Here is a 16,612-nt window from a genome sequence, read left to right as displayed (position 1 = left end):
GTCGCTGACTGGCACTACTGGCATGATCAAGGTTACGCGTTCTGACATCCAGAAAGCCGTCGCACTGTCGCTGTGGGATCTCGCTCACCTCGTCCTGATCTCTCGCAGCGTTGTCGGTCCCGTACTAAATTCCAACTTCTGACGGGTTACGCTGACGGATACCATCGACTACGCCGACACAGAAACACTTCGTTCGAAATATGCGGGTCACACAAGCGTCGATGTCACCAAAATGTAGACGTCGATGCGGTCTGGGGAACGCAGCCGCTGAGCGCTTGCATTGGCCAACATGTTGACTACGTTTTGGCGTCTCATGTCATCGAACATGTGACCGACGTAATTGCTTGGCTCGACGAAATTCGATCCGTTCTGAACACGGGCGGGACGCTCCGTTTAGCAATACCTGATCGTCGTTTTACGTTCGACTACAGGCGCAAGGAAACCCAGCTACACGAGCTTCTTAATGCGAATCTTGTTAAAGCGCGAGCGCCTCTGCCCATCTGCATTCTCGATCACATGATGAACGTTTGCCAGTTGCACACAGGAAGAGCGTGGGAAGGCAATCTTTGCGAGGAGGACCTCAAACCATTCCATGACATGCAAACCGCTCTTTCGACGGCAATAAACGCACTTCGATATGGGACCTACCACGATGTTCACTGCTGGGTCTTTACCCCATGTCATTCGCCGACCTGTTTGAACAAGCGTGTCGGAATGGAGTTATCAACTTCGCATGCGAATTCTTCCACGATACAGAACCAGGGCAGCTGGAGTTTATTGTTGCGCTTAGCGCAAGTACCGACCGAGACGAGATGACGCGGAGTTGGCGCGCGATGAAGCAATCGGCACGGAGTTTCGGCAACCGCAGTTAGCGGCGTGCTCTATTGCGGTGCAAATGCGCAGAGCTCGCTTAAAACGGTAGAGCTCTGATGTAAGTAGCGAATCCGCTTGAGGCGCCCTTTAAAAACGAAACCCGCCAACCCGCAACTATTTCGGCGCGGCGCAGTCATCAAATTTCATAATCGACACCGCGGCGATGTCCAGTGAAAATGAATGGCAAGAAAGTTAATGAACTGGTTGCTCACTTCAACCGTGACGTCCGTACTCACTTATCCATGCGTGCGCGCGTTCGCTGTTGCTTGACAGGCCTTCAAGTAGATCCTAGTGTGGTAATCGGATTCTGATCAATCGTGGTAATCGGTTCTGTTCAATCGCATTCGTGTCTTACAGTTCGGCTCAGGTCAACGCGGCCCCCCGTGCTCGGCCTCCCTTTCCGCGTCCGCCTGAAGGAGCATCGTTATGTCCGCCGCAAAAGGAGACACCAAGGGATGTCCGCGTTGTAACTGCTGCTTCATCGTCCCACCTGTGGTGCTTCGCGAGCACTCGCGCGATGCCACCCTCGATCGCCGGATCCGGACCAAACTGCAAGACACTTACCTTGAGGTAACACGACTCAAGCTGTTACGCGAGGCAAGTCGGGTCGCGGCGCTGAACGAGCAGCCACAATCGATGCTTGGCGCGCCGGGGGCCGTTCAGCCGCAGCAGCAAGTTTTCGATTGCCAGCATCGGCAATCGCTCCCCGGCATTCCGATCGCCGCCCCGGCATCCGCTGCCGACGCCGCGATCAAGACAACGTACACGGTAACGGCGCGGGTTGACGACTTCTATCGGCAGGTGCTCGGGCGCAATTCGATCGATAACCGCGGCATCGATATCGCGTCCAGTGTGCATTACCGCATGAATTTCGATAACGCGTTTTGGAACGGCCAGCAAATGGTTTATGGCGATGGGGACGGTCAGCTTTTCAGCGAATTCTACAAATCGCCTGATGTGATCGGCCATGAACTCACGCATGGAGTGACCCAGTATGAAAGCGGCCTGAGTTACGAGGGTGAGTCCGGCGCGCTTAACGAAAGCATCAGCGACGTGTTTGGGGCGGTGTTCAACCAGTGGGTGAATAACTGGGCCGTTACCGAGACCAAAGGGTGGTTGATCGGGGCAGGCATCATGGGTCAACGCGCACTCGCGAACGGCAAAACCTGCCTGCGCGACATGCTTGAGCCAGCCGCTGACCACTGCTTGAGCGCTCAGCCGGCATCATACGAGCACTTCGATCCGACTGCGGACGTCCACATCAATAGTGGCATCCCGAATCGCGCTTTCGCGGCACTTGCACAAGCGGCTGGAGGAAACGCGTGGGACCGTGCACTGAAGGTATGGTATGCGGTGTGCACCGGCGGAGACTTGCACAGCAATGCAACGTTTGTGGACTTTGCGCAATTGACAATCGCCAAGAGCGAAGAGTTGTACGAACGCGAGTTTGCCTCGTTCGCCCGACAGGCATGGACGAGTGTCCAGTTGCCCATCTGAGCAATCACAGATGAAGGTGAGAATTGAGCGCCGGGGCGGCCTCGCGGGAATCCCTGCGGCAGGCGAGCGGGATTTTGACGAACTGAGTAGCGAGCAACGTGAGGCCCTGGGTGCGCTGCAGAGGGTGTCCGGCGGGATGTCGCCCGCACCCGGTGCGGATCGCTTTCATTACAAGGTGATCATGACCGACGACGGAACGATCCAGGAGTTTGACGTCTCCGAAGACGCAATGCCGGACGAACTTGCAGGCATCGTGCAGACCGAGCCATGAGCGCCACCGCGGCTTGGAACATCGTCCCTCGCCCGATACTGCCCGTGCCGCAATGCCTCGATTTTCACAACAGCACTCCCCGGGAGAACTGCATTGGACCCGAAATTCGAAGCCATCGCCCAGCACATCGACAGCGTAATCCAGAACAATCTTGCGCAGTTCCGTAGGCCAGGGGTTCTGTCGATTCGTCCCGGCTTCAAGATCGAGCATGATTGGATTTCTGATACGCCCGCGATCGTGGTCACAGTCTATCGGACCGCGGTAGATGCGCTGCCTCAAACCATAGACGGGTTTCCCGTCGATGTGCGCGCAGCCAGTCAGCTACAGCGATTACGCGCGGGAGATCCCGCGCGGGTCGCGAGGATCGCCGGCGGCACCACTGCGCCGGGCCCCCAATTCCTGCTCGAGCGCAGGCCTGACGGAACCCTGGTGCAGACACCCACCGTATTCGACCTAGTGGCGAAAGGCCAGTACACGCCGCCACCCGGCGGTCCACGAATGCATCAACCTTGCACGCCAGTGGAAGACGACATGATCCTCACTTGCTGCGTGGGACCGGATTCGGGCTGGCCCGTGCTGCAGGAGTTTCTCGCCGCGACGACAGAGCAACTGACGGTCGCAATGTATGACTTCACATCACGACATGTCCTCGATGCCGTCGAGCAGAGTCTCAACGGAAAATCGCTGAAGCTCGTGCTGGATCACCCCGCTCCCAACCCGACGAGCGATCAGACCGATGACCAAACCAAAGTAGATTTAGCGCTCAGTCTAGGCAACACATTCAGGTTCGCTTGGGCGCTGACGCCGCATCCGAGCCTGGTCGACCAGGCGCTGTTCGCGAACGCGTACCACATCAAGGTCGCCGTGCGCGACAAGAGGGCGTTCTGGCTGTCGAGCGGCAATTGGAATAACTCGAATCAGGCGGTACTCGACGCGAACCGGAAGCCGCCAAGCAATGCGGACCGCGATTGGCATATCGTCGTACAACATCCGGCCCTCGCACAGTTCTTTGAAGACCATATAAATAACGATCTCGAGACAGCGCTATCACATCAACTTCCGCCAGGACAGTCAATTGCCGGCGAGGCGCCGCTGATGAGCGAGATCGCTCAGGCGGAGTTCGAGATCGCTGCAAGAACCTTCGATTGGCCGAGGGCGCAATTCGAGCCAAAGGTATTTCAGGGGCGCTATAGCGTCCAGACGGTCCTGACACCGGAGAACTATGTCGAGTCGATGAAACCGCTGCTCGAATCGGCGCAGTCCACGCTGTACATCCAGACCCAGTACATGCATGCGTCGGATGCGCCGAATGACGCGCCGATCATGGAACTCATCCAGGTCATCGTCGACAAGCAACAGGCTGGACTGGACGTGCGCCTCGTCATGAGCGAGTTTGAGACACAGAAAGACTACCTCGAAAAGCTCAAGATGGCAGGCGTGGATCTGAAGGACGTGCGGATCCAGAACAAGGTGCACAACAAAGGCTTCGTGATCGACTCTAAAACAGTCGCTCTCGGCAGTCACAACTGGTCGCCGGACGGGGTGATACGCAACCGTGATGCGACACTGATCATCGTCGATGCGCCTGACGTCGCTGGCTACTACGAGCAGGTCTTCCTGCATGACTGGGAGAATCTGGCCACGCGCAAGATTTCGGGCTGAATGCCACTGGGTTTTTTCACTGTTCGCGCCCTCCGCCGGTGAGCGGCGACGCGCTTGCAGACCAGTGGTGTGAGTGCGGGCTCCGTTGATGATCAACCCGTCGAGGAGCGGGCTTTGGGGCCGAAGATAATCCTTTTGATGCGCCACGCAGAAAAGGCCGGCGACCCGGCCATCCCGATCTGTCGCCAGCGCGGGCTTCCCCCCGTGCGGAACATCTGGCTGCATGGATGCCACAGGAATATCTGGCGCTTGGCTGCCTGTTTGCTTGGCTATACCCAAACGAAGTGTCCTACGGAGCCGCACAGCGATAGGCCCAAGTCATGCCGTACCGCCTCCTACTCGCTTCGTTTTAATCAATTTACCGGAGCATCAGATGAACGACTTTCCTGCTGACTTTGCGAATCCTAGCACCCTGACCGGATTTGGCGGCGACCGCTCGAAGACGCAAGCGCAACATCGGGCTTTACTTAAAAAGACCCCAGTCGTCCTTGTCCATGGCAACGCCGGCAACTCGGCCCACCCCAAGTGGGGCATGGTAACGATGAAGGGATACCTGAAAGGCGATGGCTATGAGGACTGTGAGATCTGGGCCATGGACTATCTGGGCGAGAACAACAGCACCCAAGATATAAACGACCCGCATCGCAACCACATTGAACGATTCAGCCTCTTCGTCGATGGGGTCAGGAGTTATCTGGGTGTCAATAAATTGGACTTTATCGGGCACTCTCTAGGCTGCGGCATGGTCAATGCCTATCTGCGCGGCCTTCAAAGCAATGGCCAATGGGATAACAGTCAGCAGCGGCTGGAGGTCGCAAGTACATTTGTGTCGCTTGCCGGCGCCACCTATGGGCTTGGCTCCGGCTCGATAAGTGAGTTCAAGACCGGCTCCGAGTTTGAGCAGCAGTCGCATGAGTTCAAGAACGCTTCCCAGGTCATCGTTGACGACTCGCCAGACGGTGAAAATATCGCAGCCGAACAAGAGGCTCCGGTGAGCAGTTGGATCGCTGTCACGGAACTGGACAATGACGAAATCACCTACGTTGCCTTTATTGCAGCGGCCGATTTCGTCGACGCGCAGTATCCCGATACGGGACGCAGGGTAGGTGCCGACTTGAATAGGCGATTCAATCTCGGCAGCGGTCTCGACGGGCACGAAAAAATCATCAAGAGCCAAACCGTATTTGACGCTTTCAAGGCCTACTTGAACAAGAATCCTCCAGTTGCGCCAGCAATGATTACAGTAGACAAGGAAAGCGGCAGCTATGGGTCCGCGCTGCAGATTACGGTGACAGTGACTCCGGCCACCGTATCGACAAACTACACGGCAGAGCGCATTACAAAGCAGTTCCAGGCAGGCTACATCAACCGGGCCGTGTCCGAGACGCGCGCCGGGACGCTGTCGAACGGGCAATCCCTAAACCTGTCGACTGATGGCATGTGGGAAGTGATGTTCGGGGCCGAGGGGGCCGACAACGTGCAGCGCACGTACGGGGTAGGCATTGTCCTGCCGGAGGTCACAATCCTTACCGACAATGCGACGCCGTTTATAAGCAGCCTGGATGTGGCCGCGTCCACCACGCGCGGCGCCCTCTATTACAGCACGGATCGCGAACACTGGATTAGTGGTTCCGTGGCAACGATTAACCGAACAGCCACAGTATCGTTTATCGCGATCGACACGAATGGCATTGCCTCTGCCGTAGCGAGTCGCGCATACGAGAAGCGTGTCGCGTGGACGGACAGCAAAACCGCGACCTTAACGGAGCATTTCATCGCCAGCCGGCTTTCCGTTGACGAGTATGTATCGCTGGGGCAGCAACTCGGCTTTAACGCCGTCATTACGCTCTACCTCGTGAATGGCAAGTGGGTACGTAATCCCGAGGTCCCAACTACTGCTACCGCAGGGCAACCGCTAGCTGCTCTCCCAGCCCGCGACGCTATCTTGAACGCAGACAAGGCCAGTGGCGAATACGCGGGTGGTTTCGATGTGACGATCGCCGCAGCGAGCCAGGCGGCGGGTAAACATGCCAAGGTTTACTACACGCAAGATGGCTCCGATCCTTCCGACTCGAACAATGCCAAGCGGGCGTCGTTCGACTCGCAGAAGACGTTCAATTTCCAGGACAACGGTCATCATTCGATCCTCTGCTACGCAGACGATGGCGCCGGCCACTGGGTGTTCGAATCGTTCGCTTGGTCGATCGGCGGGGAGCAGTAATCGAGAGACAAGCATGTCTCTTGTTAATGACAAAGCCGGACCGAGCACGGCGGTTCCACCCAATAACGATGGTTTGTGTGCAACTAACAGGGAAGAACTTCTCCACCAATTACCCGGGAGTAACATCATCCCGTGAGGCAACACGGCGGCGGTTCTAGTTCACGCCAGACAGCGGTCCTCGCCCGCACATGGACGCGAGCCAATGTCGGGTAGGTCATTCACCATTAGGGCAGGCTCCCGGTATTCGGCGCAGCGACTTACGGGGCGGCACGACATGCCGGCGTAACGCGCCGCTCGTGGACCGTACTTTGCCATTTGCCCAGGGGCGCGCCCGCCAGACGACGGGTCCGTCGAGGAATTGGGATGTACCCTTACGCCGTGGGCGCGGTTGGCTTTGGCGCGGGAAGGGCAGTATCCAACTCTTTCCGGCGGCTTGCAGAGCATTCTTCAACAGCCCAAAGCTTTGGGATACTTCCGAAATCGCGATTTCGCCTTCCCCACGTCCGGACATCCGGATCCCTAAGAGCATTCACTAGGTCAAAGAAGGCGACATGATATAGACCACGGCGGCGATGCGTCTGAGACTAGAGATCGAGCGGTCCAAGCCCGCCAAAAACGAATCGCCCGACACGCTGGGGCGCGGCCTGGGCCGCGTCGACGCAGCGCTAGTTGCGGCGCAGGCCGGCCTCAACGCTGGAGACCGAGGCAAGGTGCAGGCCGCATCACAGGAACTGACCGCTGCCACGGGCGACTTGCAGGAATGGGTAAAGCGAAGCTGGGCGCTGAAAACCGTTCCGCAATTTTCCTGGGCCTCAAGCCAGAAGCGGGTTTCAGGGGCTCTGATAGAGGATATTTGCGGAACCGAAATTCTCGTAAGTAACTGATTTTGTGTAGCTTTCGCGTGGACTCATAATCCGCCTCCGAAAGGACATCGTCGGTTCGAATCCGACCCGGCCCACCAAGGGTTGAAAAAAGGGTTCCGAGTTTTCGGAGCCCTTTTTATCTGGCGTGAAGCTGAGTTATCAAATGCCGCGATACGGCGCTTGCGCCGTGTTATTAGCCTGTTCTGACAGATTCCGATCCGGCTGCTGTTGCCGGGCGAAGCGTGTCCGTCGTTGGCTCTGGTGAATTCAAAAACGCGCTTCGCATTCATCCCGCGCGTGCAAACAGGCTTGTTATTCGACTGGTCTTGTGTCGGTCAATACCGCCCTTTGCCTTCTCGCTCGCGCCGCTAAAAATCCCCGTGCTTCAATCTTGGTCTGCGGATATCCGCGCGATCAGTCCGGCGCTTCTCCTTGCCTTGGCGGTGCACCGCACAGACCGGGTTGCGATGCGTCGGCAATCTCACTAGCAGTCGGTCCAAACTTCGTTCCGTGGGAATGGCACGTCGTTTGCGGCAGGTCGGCTTCCGCGCCAAATCAATAACGAGAACCACCATGCGATCCGACCACACCGCTGCCGAATTGACCCAGGCTCAAGCACCGCCAGCCATGCCGCTCGACAACGCTAGGGAAAGCGTGTCGAAAAGGCAGGTCCGCGCGTTGGCGCGCGTCACCTTCTGCTTTGCGTGGCTGTTCGGGTTGGAACCGTTCTTGACGGGGCCGCCCGACGACGAGTCGCGCTTGCAACAACCACACACAAGCTTTGCTCTGCCAGGAACTAGGGAAACTCCGTGGAAAAAGGAGGACGGCTCCGCCGTTCAATAAATACGGAAGGCAGTTCGATGTTTGCCATCCGCTTCCAGCACAGGCTTTTGTCACGCGGCGGTCAGCGCCGCAATTTACTTCGGGCAACACCCGTCCTGAAGGCTTCTCCATTCGACGCTCGCGCTTTGCAAAACGCCACCAAGCCAGAGGCGCGTAGCCGCAACAAGAATTCATAAGACCGCCTGTGGACGGGTTTTTATTGGCGCAAGCCGGGCAAAGCCCCGACACGCAGGCAGTGAGCGCCATGCGCAGGCGGTGCGTCCCATATCCACGAACGAATATTCAATGCGACCGTGAAATGAATTAATCGTGCATTAAACGCATCGGCTAATTGCCCGTCCGCACGAAGATCGCATTAACTCAATTTAGTTCCCGGTTTTCTAAAATAAATTTACCCCACGTCCCAATACGCTTTGCGCAATTGCCTGATTTTCGGGCAATCAACGGACTTCTCTATTGATCGTTCCGACCCGATTACGTCAGGCGTATTAAAACAGTGTTGCATGCGCACAACTTTGAATATTGAGACGTTGCAAATAACTTGTGGCGAGCGCAGTCGTGCCGAGCGTCAAATCTTGCGATAAATATAGGGAAAACAATAACTTAATGCCATCGGCCAGCGGATTGTTGCGGAATTTGAAAAATCCTGTTGCGCATATTGCCGGCGTCGCTACCAGGGTGTCCCCCTACACTCACGCTTCGTTTGCAGGGTGCCCGGCTGATCCGAAGCGGTTCGGCTAACAGGGCGGCGGCACGTGCGACGCATGCGCTGCTGAGGCAGGTCCCGCTCCCCGCGTAAATTTATCGAACTGGAGTCCCACATGAAAAAGAGTCTCATCGTCGTTGCGGTTGCCGCATCGTTCGCATCCGTCGCTCACGCACAAAGCAGCGTGACCCTGTATGGTCTGTTGGACGCGGGCCTGACGTACACGAGCAACGTCAACCACAACTCCAAGTGGGCAGCAGGTAGCGGCGGCATCAACCAAAGCATGTTCGGTCTGCGCGGTTCGGAAGACCTGGGCGGCGGTCTGAAGGCTATCTTCACGTTGGAAAGCGGCTTCAACGTCAACAACGGCAAGTTCGCCAACAACAACGGCATGTTCAACCGTCAAGCGTTCGTCGGTCTGTCGAGCGAGCAATTCGGTACGGTCACGCTGGGCCGTCAATACGACGCAGCTCAAGACTACCTGGCACCGCTGACCGCAACGGGCAGCTGGGGCGGTACGTACTTCGCGCACCCGTTCAACAACGACAACCTGAACACGAACGGCGGCCTGTCGGTCAACAACTCGGTCAAGTACTCGAGCGCTAACTACGCTGGCTTCACGTTCGGCGGCACGTACGGCTTCTCGAACCAGGCTGGCGCATTCGCAAACAACCGCCAGTACAGCGTCGGTGCTGCATACCAGTGGCAAGGCCTGCATCTGGGCGCTGCTTACGCACAGCAGAACAACCCGGCTGCAAACGCCACCGGCGCTTCGGACGGCGTGCTGGCGAACACGGCGGGCACCCTGCAGGGCGACTTCCGTCAACGTCAGTTCGGCGCAGCTGCTTCGTACGCATTCGGCCCGGCAATGGTGGGTGTGGCCTGGACGCAGTCGCGTGTTGACAACCTCGTCGGCGCAGCAGCTGGTCAACGCCAAGGCCATTCGAACAACTACGAAGTCAACGGCAAGTACAACGTCACACCGGCTCTGGGTCTGGGCGTTGCTTACACGTTCACGGACGCACGTGGCTACGGTGTCAACGCTGACGGCAACGACATGAAGACCCGTTACCACCAGATCGGCCTGCAGGCTGACTACTCGCTGTCGCGTCGTACGGACGTCTACGCTCAAGCCGTGTACCAGCACGCAATGGGCGACGGCGGTGTCGCTTCGATCTACAGCGGCGACAACACGCAACTGCCGTCGTCGTCAAAGAACCAGACGGCTGCTACGGTCGGTCTGCGTCACCGCTTCTAAGCTTCAGCAGAACCTGGTCGCAGGACAAAAAGGTGCCGCTCGCGGCACCTATTTTATGGGCGCGGCAATTTGAGGTACGGCGTCCGGTCGCTGCTGAAACCGGATACCGCACCCGCTGCGCCCCGCGCTCGTCGCGGGGCCCTGGCGGACCCCGCCGCCCGCTTTAGAAAATCGTCCGCAGACCGAGTGCAACGCCGGTCTGATTGTTGCGGCCCGGCAATTCAACCGAAGCGGCGCCCGACACCTTGTCGAAATCGATCGTGCCGTACACCTCGGTGCGCTTCGACAACGCATACTCGGCCAGCGCCACAAAGGTAAAGCAATAGCCGCTGCCCACTTGACCATTGCCGATCGCCGCATTGGACATATGGTCGTAGTACGCCGCGCCGGTCAGTGTGAGCGCGGGCGTCGCCTGCCACGTGACGCCGGCAAACGGACCGTTGTCGATGCGACCGGATCCCTTCACGATATCGACGCCCGGCACGAGCGTCTGCTGCGCCAGCGCGCTATCGACGAAGCCCGTGTCGTCCCCTTCGAATGCAGATAGCCGCGTACAGCGTGATCGAACTCTGTGCCGAGGCCTGCTCTGATGTCACGGCGAGGGCAGCCCCGCCCACGAGTGCGGCGGTATTGAGGAGTCTTATTTGTCTCACTGGAATTCCTGCGTATGCGGTTATGGATTTTCGATTCAAACGCGGCGCGCGCAGCTGGGTCGCGCGCCGGGCGCGCCGATGATAGACCACGACCTTCGCCACGCCATCAGTCCTCTGACGCAATAACGTATTGCGATTTCTGACGATTGCGCCTGGCCATCTGACAAGAATTAACTTTCGCGGAAGCGAGCTTCGGTTAATCTCAAAATTGATTGCTTCATAGACCTTATCTTCGCGGCGACGCTAGCACATGTGCTGCATGTGCGCGTTCTTACTGCATGAATACTGCCCCTGCAAACTCACCGGCTGATTGGCCGTCCATTCAGGATTTGAGCGACGAGCAATGGCAGCGCATCGCGCCGCTGCTGCCTGAAATGCTGGACCACGGACCTCGTCGTGGCCGTCCCAACGTCGATATCCGCTGGGTGTTGAACAGTGTGATGTGGGTGCTGCATACGCGCGCGCCCTGGAAAGCGATGCCTGAGCGCTACGTGGCTTATCAGACCGCGCATCGCTATTACCTGCGCTGGAAGAGGTCAGGCGTGCTGGCCGCCATCGCGCTCGCGCTGTTCAAGACCGATGCGATCCTGGAGCGGCCCAGCACGCGCAAGGGCGACGTGCGCGCCGATTAGGTCGTTCAAGACCGCGCGTTGTTCGGGCGGCGACAAACAGTAGAAAAGCCGTCACACCGGGCAACCTGGGACGGCTTTTTTTCAGTCGGGCGGGAAAGCACCGCGCTCGATCACACATGCGGTTCGACTTCGAACACGGCAACGGTGGTATGCCGCAGACGTTGCGGTTAGTTCATCGAATGAGCCGGCGGCGGCCTCGGCCGGCTCCGACGAACGCAGCGTTGCAAGGCCTTCACCGCTAGATCTGTTCCTGGCCGAACGCACACAGGCGTTCGAGGTCGAGCACGTCGATCTGGTTGTACGAGAGGCGCAAGATCTGCAACCTTTCGAGGTTTTGCAGCGCCTGATTGATCCGCTGGCGCGAGACGCCCGCTAGCAGCCCGACTTCTTCCTGCGAAATGGCGAGCGTGCGGCCCGTGTCGGGATAAAGGTCCGGGTTGAACAATTGCGCGAGCGATTGCGCGACGCGCGCGTCCACGTCCAGCAACCGGCTATTCTGGATCGACGCGATGAATTCACCCATGCGGTTGTTCAGTTGCCGGATCACGAAGCCCGTGAACGGCAGGCTCGACTCCAGCAGCGCATGGAAGGTCGCGGACGGCACGAACATGACCAGCGACGGCTGAATCGTGGCCACGTCGTATTTGCGCAATTCGCGCTTGATCACGCTGCCTTCGCCGAACCAGCCTCCGGGCGGCACGCCGGACAGCGTGCAACTGCGTCCTGAAGCGTTGTAGATGGCGAGTTTGATGAGGCCGGAATGCACGCCGATCCAGTAGTCCGACGGCTCCTGGCGGCGCGCGACCCACGCTCCGCCTTCCAGATGCTCGGCGGCGAGCGCCCGAAACCACGCGCAGGTGGCGAACAGCCGCGCCAGATCGGCGCGCGCCACCCGTTCCGGCCGGTGCGGGCGGGCGTCTGGGAGGGCGGTGAGCCTGGCGTCGTTCATAAGCGGCTTAAGAGCGTTTGCGGCTGAAGTCGGTTCAGGGGGCCACGGGTGCACTACTCTGTCATTTGAATGACAGACAGTTCACTATGACCTTGTTAGGCTAGACCATCAATCAGAACGATCGACGGCGCGGCTCGCGCCTCAGGAGACGATGCAATGAAGCACATGTTCGAAGAAGGTCTCGAGCGGCGTGAGGCCAATTATGTCCCGCTGACGCCCATCGATTTCATCGTGCGCGCAGCGGAAGTCTACGGCGAGCGGCTGGCGGTCGTCCATGGGGAGATTCGCCGCAGCTGGCGTGAGACCTACGAGCGCGCGCGGCGTCTGGCCAGTGCGCTGCGGCAGGTCGGTATCGAACGCGGCGATACGGTCGCCGCGCTGCTGCCCAACATCCCGCCGATGATCGAAGCGCACTTCGGTGTGCCGATGGCCGGGGCGGTGCTCAATACGCTCAATACGCGGCTCGACGTGTCGTCGCTATTGTTCATGCTGCGTCACGGCGAGGCGAAGGCGCTGATCGTCGATACCGAGTACGGCGAATTCGCGCGCCGCGCGGCGCTGGAATTCCCCGGGCTGCGCGTGATCAGCGTGGCCGACGCGATGCCCGCCGACCCCGCGCAATTCATCCGCGCGACGGACTACGAAGCGTTCCTGCAATCCGGCGACCCGGCATTCGCATGGACCCAGCCGGCCGACGAGTGGGGCGCCATTGCGCTGAACTACACGTCGGGCACGACCGGCGATCCGAAGGGCGTGGTCTACCACCATCGCGGCGCCTATCTGAATGCGCTCAGCAATATCCTCGAATGGGACATGCCCAAGCATGCGGTCTACCTGTGGACCCTGCCGCTGTTCCACTGCAACGGCTGGTGTTTTCCGTGGACCGTTGCCGCGCGTGCGGGCGTCAACGTCTGCTTGCGCAAGTTCGACGCCAGGACGGTGTTCGACCTGATTCGCCGCGAGGGCATCACGCACTATTGCGGCGCGCCGATCGTCCAGAGCGCGCTTGCCAATGCGCCAGCCGAATGGCGCGAGGGCATCACGCATCGCGTGTCGACGATGGTGGCGGGCGCGGCGCCCGCACCGGCGGTGATCGCGAAGATGAAGGAGATCGGTTTCGATCTGACGCACGTGTACGGGCTGACCGAAACCTACGGGCCCGCCGCGGTCTGTGCGAAGCAGCAAGCGTGGGACGCGCTCGACGACAGCGAGCGCGCCGAACTGAATGCGCGCCAGGGCGTGCGCTATCACTTGCAAGCGGCGGTGACCGTGCTCGATCCGGACACGCTCGCGCCGGTGCCCGACGACGGCGAAACGCTGGGCGAGATCATGTTTCGCGGCAATATCTGCATGAAAGGCTATCTGAAGAACGAGCGCGCGACTGAAGCGACCTTCCATGGCGGCTGGTTCCATACCGGTGATCTCGGCGTGCGGATGCCCGATGGCTACATCCGCATTCGCGATCGCAGCAAGGACATCATCATTTCAGGCGGGGAGAACATCTCGAGCATCGAGGTCGAAGACACGCTGTACCGTCACCCGGCGGTAGCGGTTGCCGCCGTGGTGGCGATGGCCGATCCGAAGTGGGGCGAGGTGCCGTGCGCCTTCGTCGAACTCAAGGAAGGCGCTCAGGTGACCGAGGCGGAGATCATCGCGCACTGCCGGTTGTTTCTGGCCGGATACAAGTTACCGAAGGCGGTGCGTTTCGGCGAATTGCCGAAGACGTCGACCGGCAAAATTCAGAAATTCGAACTGCGAGCGCGAGTCAAGGCGGAACGAGGCGAATAGAGCGCGGGTTGCGTAGCGTGCCGGATGGCGCGCTACTACCGTTCGTATGACCGCTATTGGAACTGCGTGGTGCTCGCACGCAGGCGCGGAATCAGGAGCGTGTCATCGCGCCATAGACCGCGCGCTCAACCGCGCGTGTCGACCCAATGATGTGCCCAGCGCGCCGAGTGCTGCAAAGCCTGTTCTTCGTTCGCGAAGTAGTCGAGCGAATAGAACTGGTAGCGCCCTTCGGTACGCGCGCTGTCGGCGCGTTCGAGCAGCAGGTTGGATGAAAAGCTACCGTCGGGCAAACGATGTGCCGAGGGTTTGACGGCATAGCCGTTGTAATGATGATTATGTTTGGATTGCATTCTATATTTTAATAATGTTCGAGTGCGCGCCTGCCGTACGAACCCGTTATGCGAGTTACACGGACGAGCTGATTCAAAGCCATTGCGAGCCGAATCCTGACGCAGTCGGGAAGCGAAAAAATGGGCGTTGAAGCCGGAGGGGAGAATGAGGTGCAACGAGGCGTTTGGCGCTCAGGCAAGCTGCTTGAATGAATGCAGCTAAAAAGCGATTGCGCCAACTGTGGGAGACAAAGCTCCGCGAGGATGTCGCTGCAGCCCGATGTCCGTTGCCGGACACCGAGCCCTTCAAACTTACAGCGGCTTGATGTTAGCCGCTTGCAGACCCTTCGGGCCTTGCTTCGTTTCGAAGCTCACCTTCTGATTTTCAGCCAGCGTCTTGAAGCCGTCGCTGCGAATTTCGGAGAAGTGCGCGAACAGGTCGTCGCCGCCCTTGTCCGGGGTGATGAAGCCAAAGCCTTTGCTGTCGTTGAACCACTTAACGGTACCGGTATCCATGAAGAATCCTTGAGGAAAAAATAGAAAAATTTGCTCTGGTGAAGAGCGCGTGAAGCGTCAAGGAGGGAGAGGACAACGAATACCGCTGAGGAGCGAGACATTGATGAACAGCAATCGAACTTCTTGAACTTCGGGTGCCACAGTAACCGCCGGAGCATGTCAGCGTCAACACATAACTTGTAACTGTTTGGTTGGACATCGCAAATCGCTGTCGCTGGACGCGTGGCGATAGGGCCCTGGTTCCCGGCATGGCGCGTCGGTCGACGCGCCATGCCGTTCAAGCCGTACAGCGAGCAGTGAGCGCTTTAGATGCCTACTTTATGTGCGGTCAGAATCAGGCGCAATCCGAGAGCAGCCACCGCGCTCGAAGCAACGCGATCGATCCAGGCTTTCCACTGCAAATAGATTTCGCGCGGCCGTTTGCTCGAAAAGCACAACGCGACGACCGTGTACCAGCCGGCCTCGATCGCGAAGATCGCAGGCGGCAGCGCCAAATAGCACCACAACGGCGGATGCTGCGGAAGCAGCGCCGCGAAGATACTGCCGTAGTAGACGGCCGTTTTCGGATTGCTGAGTTGCGTGCTCAAACCGATCCAGAAAGATTTGCGCGGATTGGTGGAGGCGGTTTGTGCCGCGTCGAACGCGAGCGGTTTGGCCGCGCCGCGCCAGATTTTCGACGCAAGGTAGATCAGGTAGACGCCGCCCGCGACCTTCAGGCCGACGTAGAGCCATTCGACCGTGGCCAGCAATGTGTAGAGGCCGAGCAATGCGATACCGCTGAAGAACACGCCGCCAATGCCCATGCCGAGCGCGGTAGCAAGACCATCGCCACGCGACAGCCCGATCGCATTGCGAGCAACGATGACGAAGCTCGGTCCCGGACTCATTGCGCCTAGAAGTAGCGCGGCCAGGATGGTGAGGATGGCGGTTGAGGCGGGCATTGTCGTGTCTCCTATGCGCGCTTCACAGGTCGAAGAATACGGTTTCCTTGTCGCCCTGCATGTGGATGTCGAAGCGGTACACATTGGCGCTATTCGGCTCGCGACGCGCGATCAGCGTGCCGCGCCGGTCGGCCGGAACCGCTGCCAGCACGGCATCCCGTTCGTTCGCCTGCGCTTCGTCCTCGAAATAGATGCGCGTGAACGTGTGCAGCAGCATACCCCGCATCGTCAGGATCACATTCACGTGCGGCGCTTCATCCGGGCTGACGCGGCCAGGCTTCACCGTTTGCACGATAAAGCGCTTGTGCGGATCCGTGCCGGTGCCCACGCGTGCAAAGCCGCAAAAACCGGTCTTCAGGATTTCGTCGCGCGACTCCGGGAAGTGGCCGTTGGGGTCTACTTGCGACATTTCGATCATCGCATCGCCGACCACCTTGCCGTCGCCGTCGAACACCTGGCCGACGATCGTGATGTGCTCGCCAGCCGCTTCGCGCTCGGCGATCACGGACGTGAACAGGCTCTTGTAGTCGAAGTCGTATTGCTGCGGGCAGAGACCGTAGGCGAAGTAAGGTCCAACGGTTTGCGAAGGCGTTTGCTTCAGAGTGGTCAT

General features: G+C 59.0%; 15 protein-coding genes and 1 pseudogene. 10 read left to right on the top strand and 6 right to left on the bottom strand.

What is annotated here, in order from left to right; translation table 11 throughout:
• Positions 1-72: 72 nt before the first annotated feature.
• The 8 genes from HV744_RS38620 to HV744_RS32415 all read left to right on the top strand — a co-directional run bounded on the left by HV744_RS38620 (position 73) and on the right by HV744_RS32415 (position 10,194).
• A complete protein-coding gene (locus HV744_RS38620; protein ID WP_175153402.1) occupies positions 73-816 on the top strand; it encodes a methyltransferase domain-containing protein in 744 nt (247 codons plus the stop codon).
• 483 nt (positions 817-1,299) lie between these two features.
• The gene (locus HV744_RS32445; protein WP_175153401.1) at positions 1,300-2,370 is read left to right on the top strand and encodes a M4 family metallopeptidase; all 1,071 of its coding nucleotides are present in this window, start codon (positions 1,300-1,302) and stop codon (positions 2,368-2,370) included.
• Between the two features lie 10 nt (positions 2,371-2,380).
• A complete protein-coding gene (locus tag HV744_RS32440; protein ID WP_175153400.1) occupies positions 2,381-2,641 on the top strand; it encodes a protealysin inhibitor emfourin in 261 nt (86 codons plus the stop codon).
• Positions 2,642-2,734: 93 nt separating this feature from the next.
• On the top strand, positions 2,735-4,303 hold the full coding sequence (locus HV744_RS32435) for a phospholipase D-like domain-containing protein (protein WP_175153399.1): 1,569 nt from the start codon (positions 2,735-2,737) through the stop codon (positions 4,301-4,303).
• A gap of 373 nt (positions 4,304-4,676) precedes the next feature.
• On the top strand, positions 4,677-6,524 hold the full coding sequence (locus HV744_RS32430) for an esterase/lipase family protein (protein WP_175153398.1): 1,848 nt from the start codon (positions 4,677-4,679) through the stop codon (positions 6,522-6,524).
• A gap of 572 nt (positions 6,525-7,096) precedes the next feature.
• Positions 7,097-7,408, top strand: a complete 312-nt coding sequence (locus HV744_RS32425) for a hypothetical protein (protein WP_175153397.1) — start codon at positions 7,097-7,099, stop codon at positions 7,406-7,408.
• Between the two features lie 552 nt (positions 7,409-7,960).
• Complete coding sequence (locus HV744_RS37810; RefSeq protein WP_246279297.1) at positions 7,961-8,230, top strand: hypothetical protein; 270 nt, start codon at positions 7,961-7,963, stop codon at positions 8,228-8,230.
• 821 nt (positions 8,231-9,051) lie between these two features.
• Positions 9,052-10,194, top strand: coding sequence for a porin (locus HV744_RS32415; RefSeq protein ID WP_175153396.1), 1,143 nt, complete (start codon positions 9,052-9,054; stop codon positions 10,192-10,194).
• Positions 10,195-10,357: 163 nt separating this feature from the next.
• Here HV744_RS32415 and HV744_RS32410 read toward each other — a convergent pair.
• Positions 10,358-10,743 (bottom strand): annotated as a pseudogene (locus tag HV744_RS32410) (porin); the annotation flags it as partial.
• A 382-nt stretch (positions 10,744-11,125) separates the two neighbouring features.
• Between HV744_RS32410 and HV744_RS32405 the strand changes: the two are divergent.
• Entirely contained in the window at positions 11,126-11,479 is a 354-nt protein-coding gene (locus tag HV744_RS32405) for a transposase (protein ID WP_175153395.1), read from the top strand.
• A 238-nt stretch (positions 11,480-11,717) separates the two neighbouring features.
• Here HV744_RS32405 and HV744_RS32400 read toward each other — a convergent pair whose 3' ends face one another.
• On the bottom strand, positions 11,718-12,428 hold the full coding sequence (locus HV744_RS32400; protein ID WP_175153394.1) for a Crp/Fnr family transcriptional regulator: 711 nt from the start codon (positions 12,426-12,428) through the stop codon (positions 11,718-11,720).
• A gap of 156 nt (positions 12,429-12,584) precedes the next feature.
• On the opposite strand from HV744_RS32400, the gene HV744_RS32395 reads away from it, so the two are divergent.
• Positions 12,585-14,216: an acyl-CoA synthetase gene (locus HV744_RS32395; protein WP_175153393.1), complete on the top strand. Its 1,632-nt coding sequence runs from the start codon at positions 12,585-12,587 to the stop codon at positions 14,214-14,216.
• A gap of 125 nt (positions 14,217-14,341) precedes the next feature.
• On the opposite strand, the gene HV744_RS32390 is transcribed toward HV744_RS32395, so the two are convergent.
• The 4 genes from HV744_RS32390 to pcaG form a co-directional block, all read right to left on the bottom strand.
• Entirely contained in the window at positions 14,342-14,566 is a 225-nt protein-coding gene (locus HV744_RS32390; RefSeq protein WP_175153392.1) for a hypothetical protein, read from the bottom strand.
• 291 nt (positions 14,567-14,857) lie between these two features.
• Positions 14,858-15,061 (bottom strand): cold-shock protein, encoded by a 204-nt coding sequence (locus tag HV744_RS32385; protein WP_028225987.1) that lies wholly within the window; start codon positions 15,059-15,061, stop codon positions 14,858-14,860.
• Positions 15,062-15,366: 305 nt separating this feature from the next.
• Positions 15,367-16,002, bottom strand: coding sequence for a LysE family translocator (locus HV744_RS32380; protein ID WP_175153391.1), 636 nt, complete (start codon positions 16,000-16,002; stop codon positions 15,367-15,369).
• A 22-nt stretch (positions 16,003-16,024) separates the two neighbouring features.
• Complete coding sequence (gene pcaG / locus HV744_RS32375; protein WP_175153390.1) at positions 16,025-16,612, bottom strand: protocatechuate 3,4-dioxygenase subunit alpha; 588 nt, start codon at positions 16,610-16,612, stop codon at positions 16,025-16,027.

The organism is Paraburkholderia ultramafica (genome assembly GCF_902859915.1).
GTDB classification, from domain to species: Bacteria; Pseudomonadota; Gammaproteobacteria; order Burkholderiales; family Burkholderiaceae; genus Paraburkholderia; species Paraburkholderia ultramafica.
This window is presented reverse-complemented; position numbering and strand designations above follow the sequence as displayed.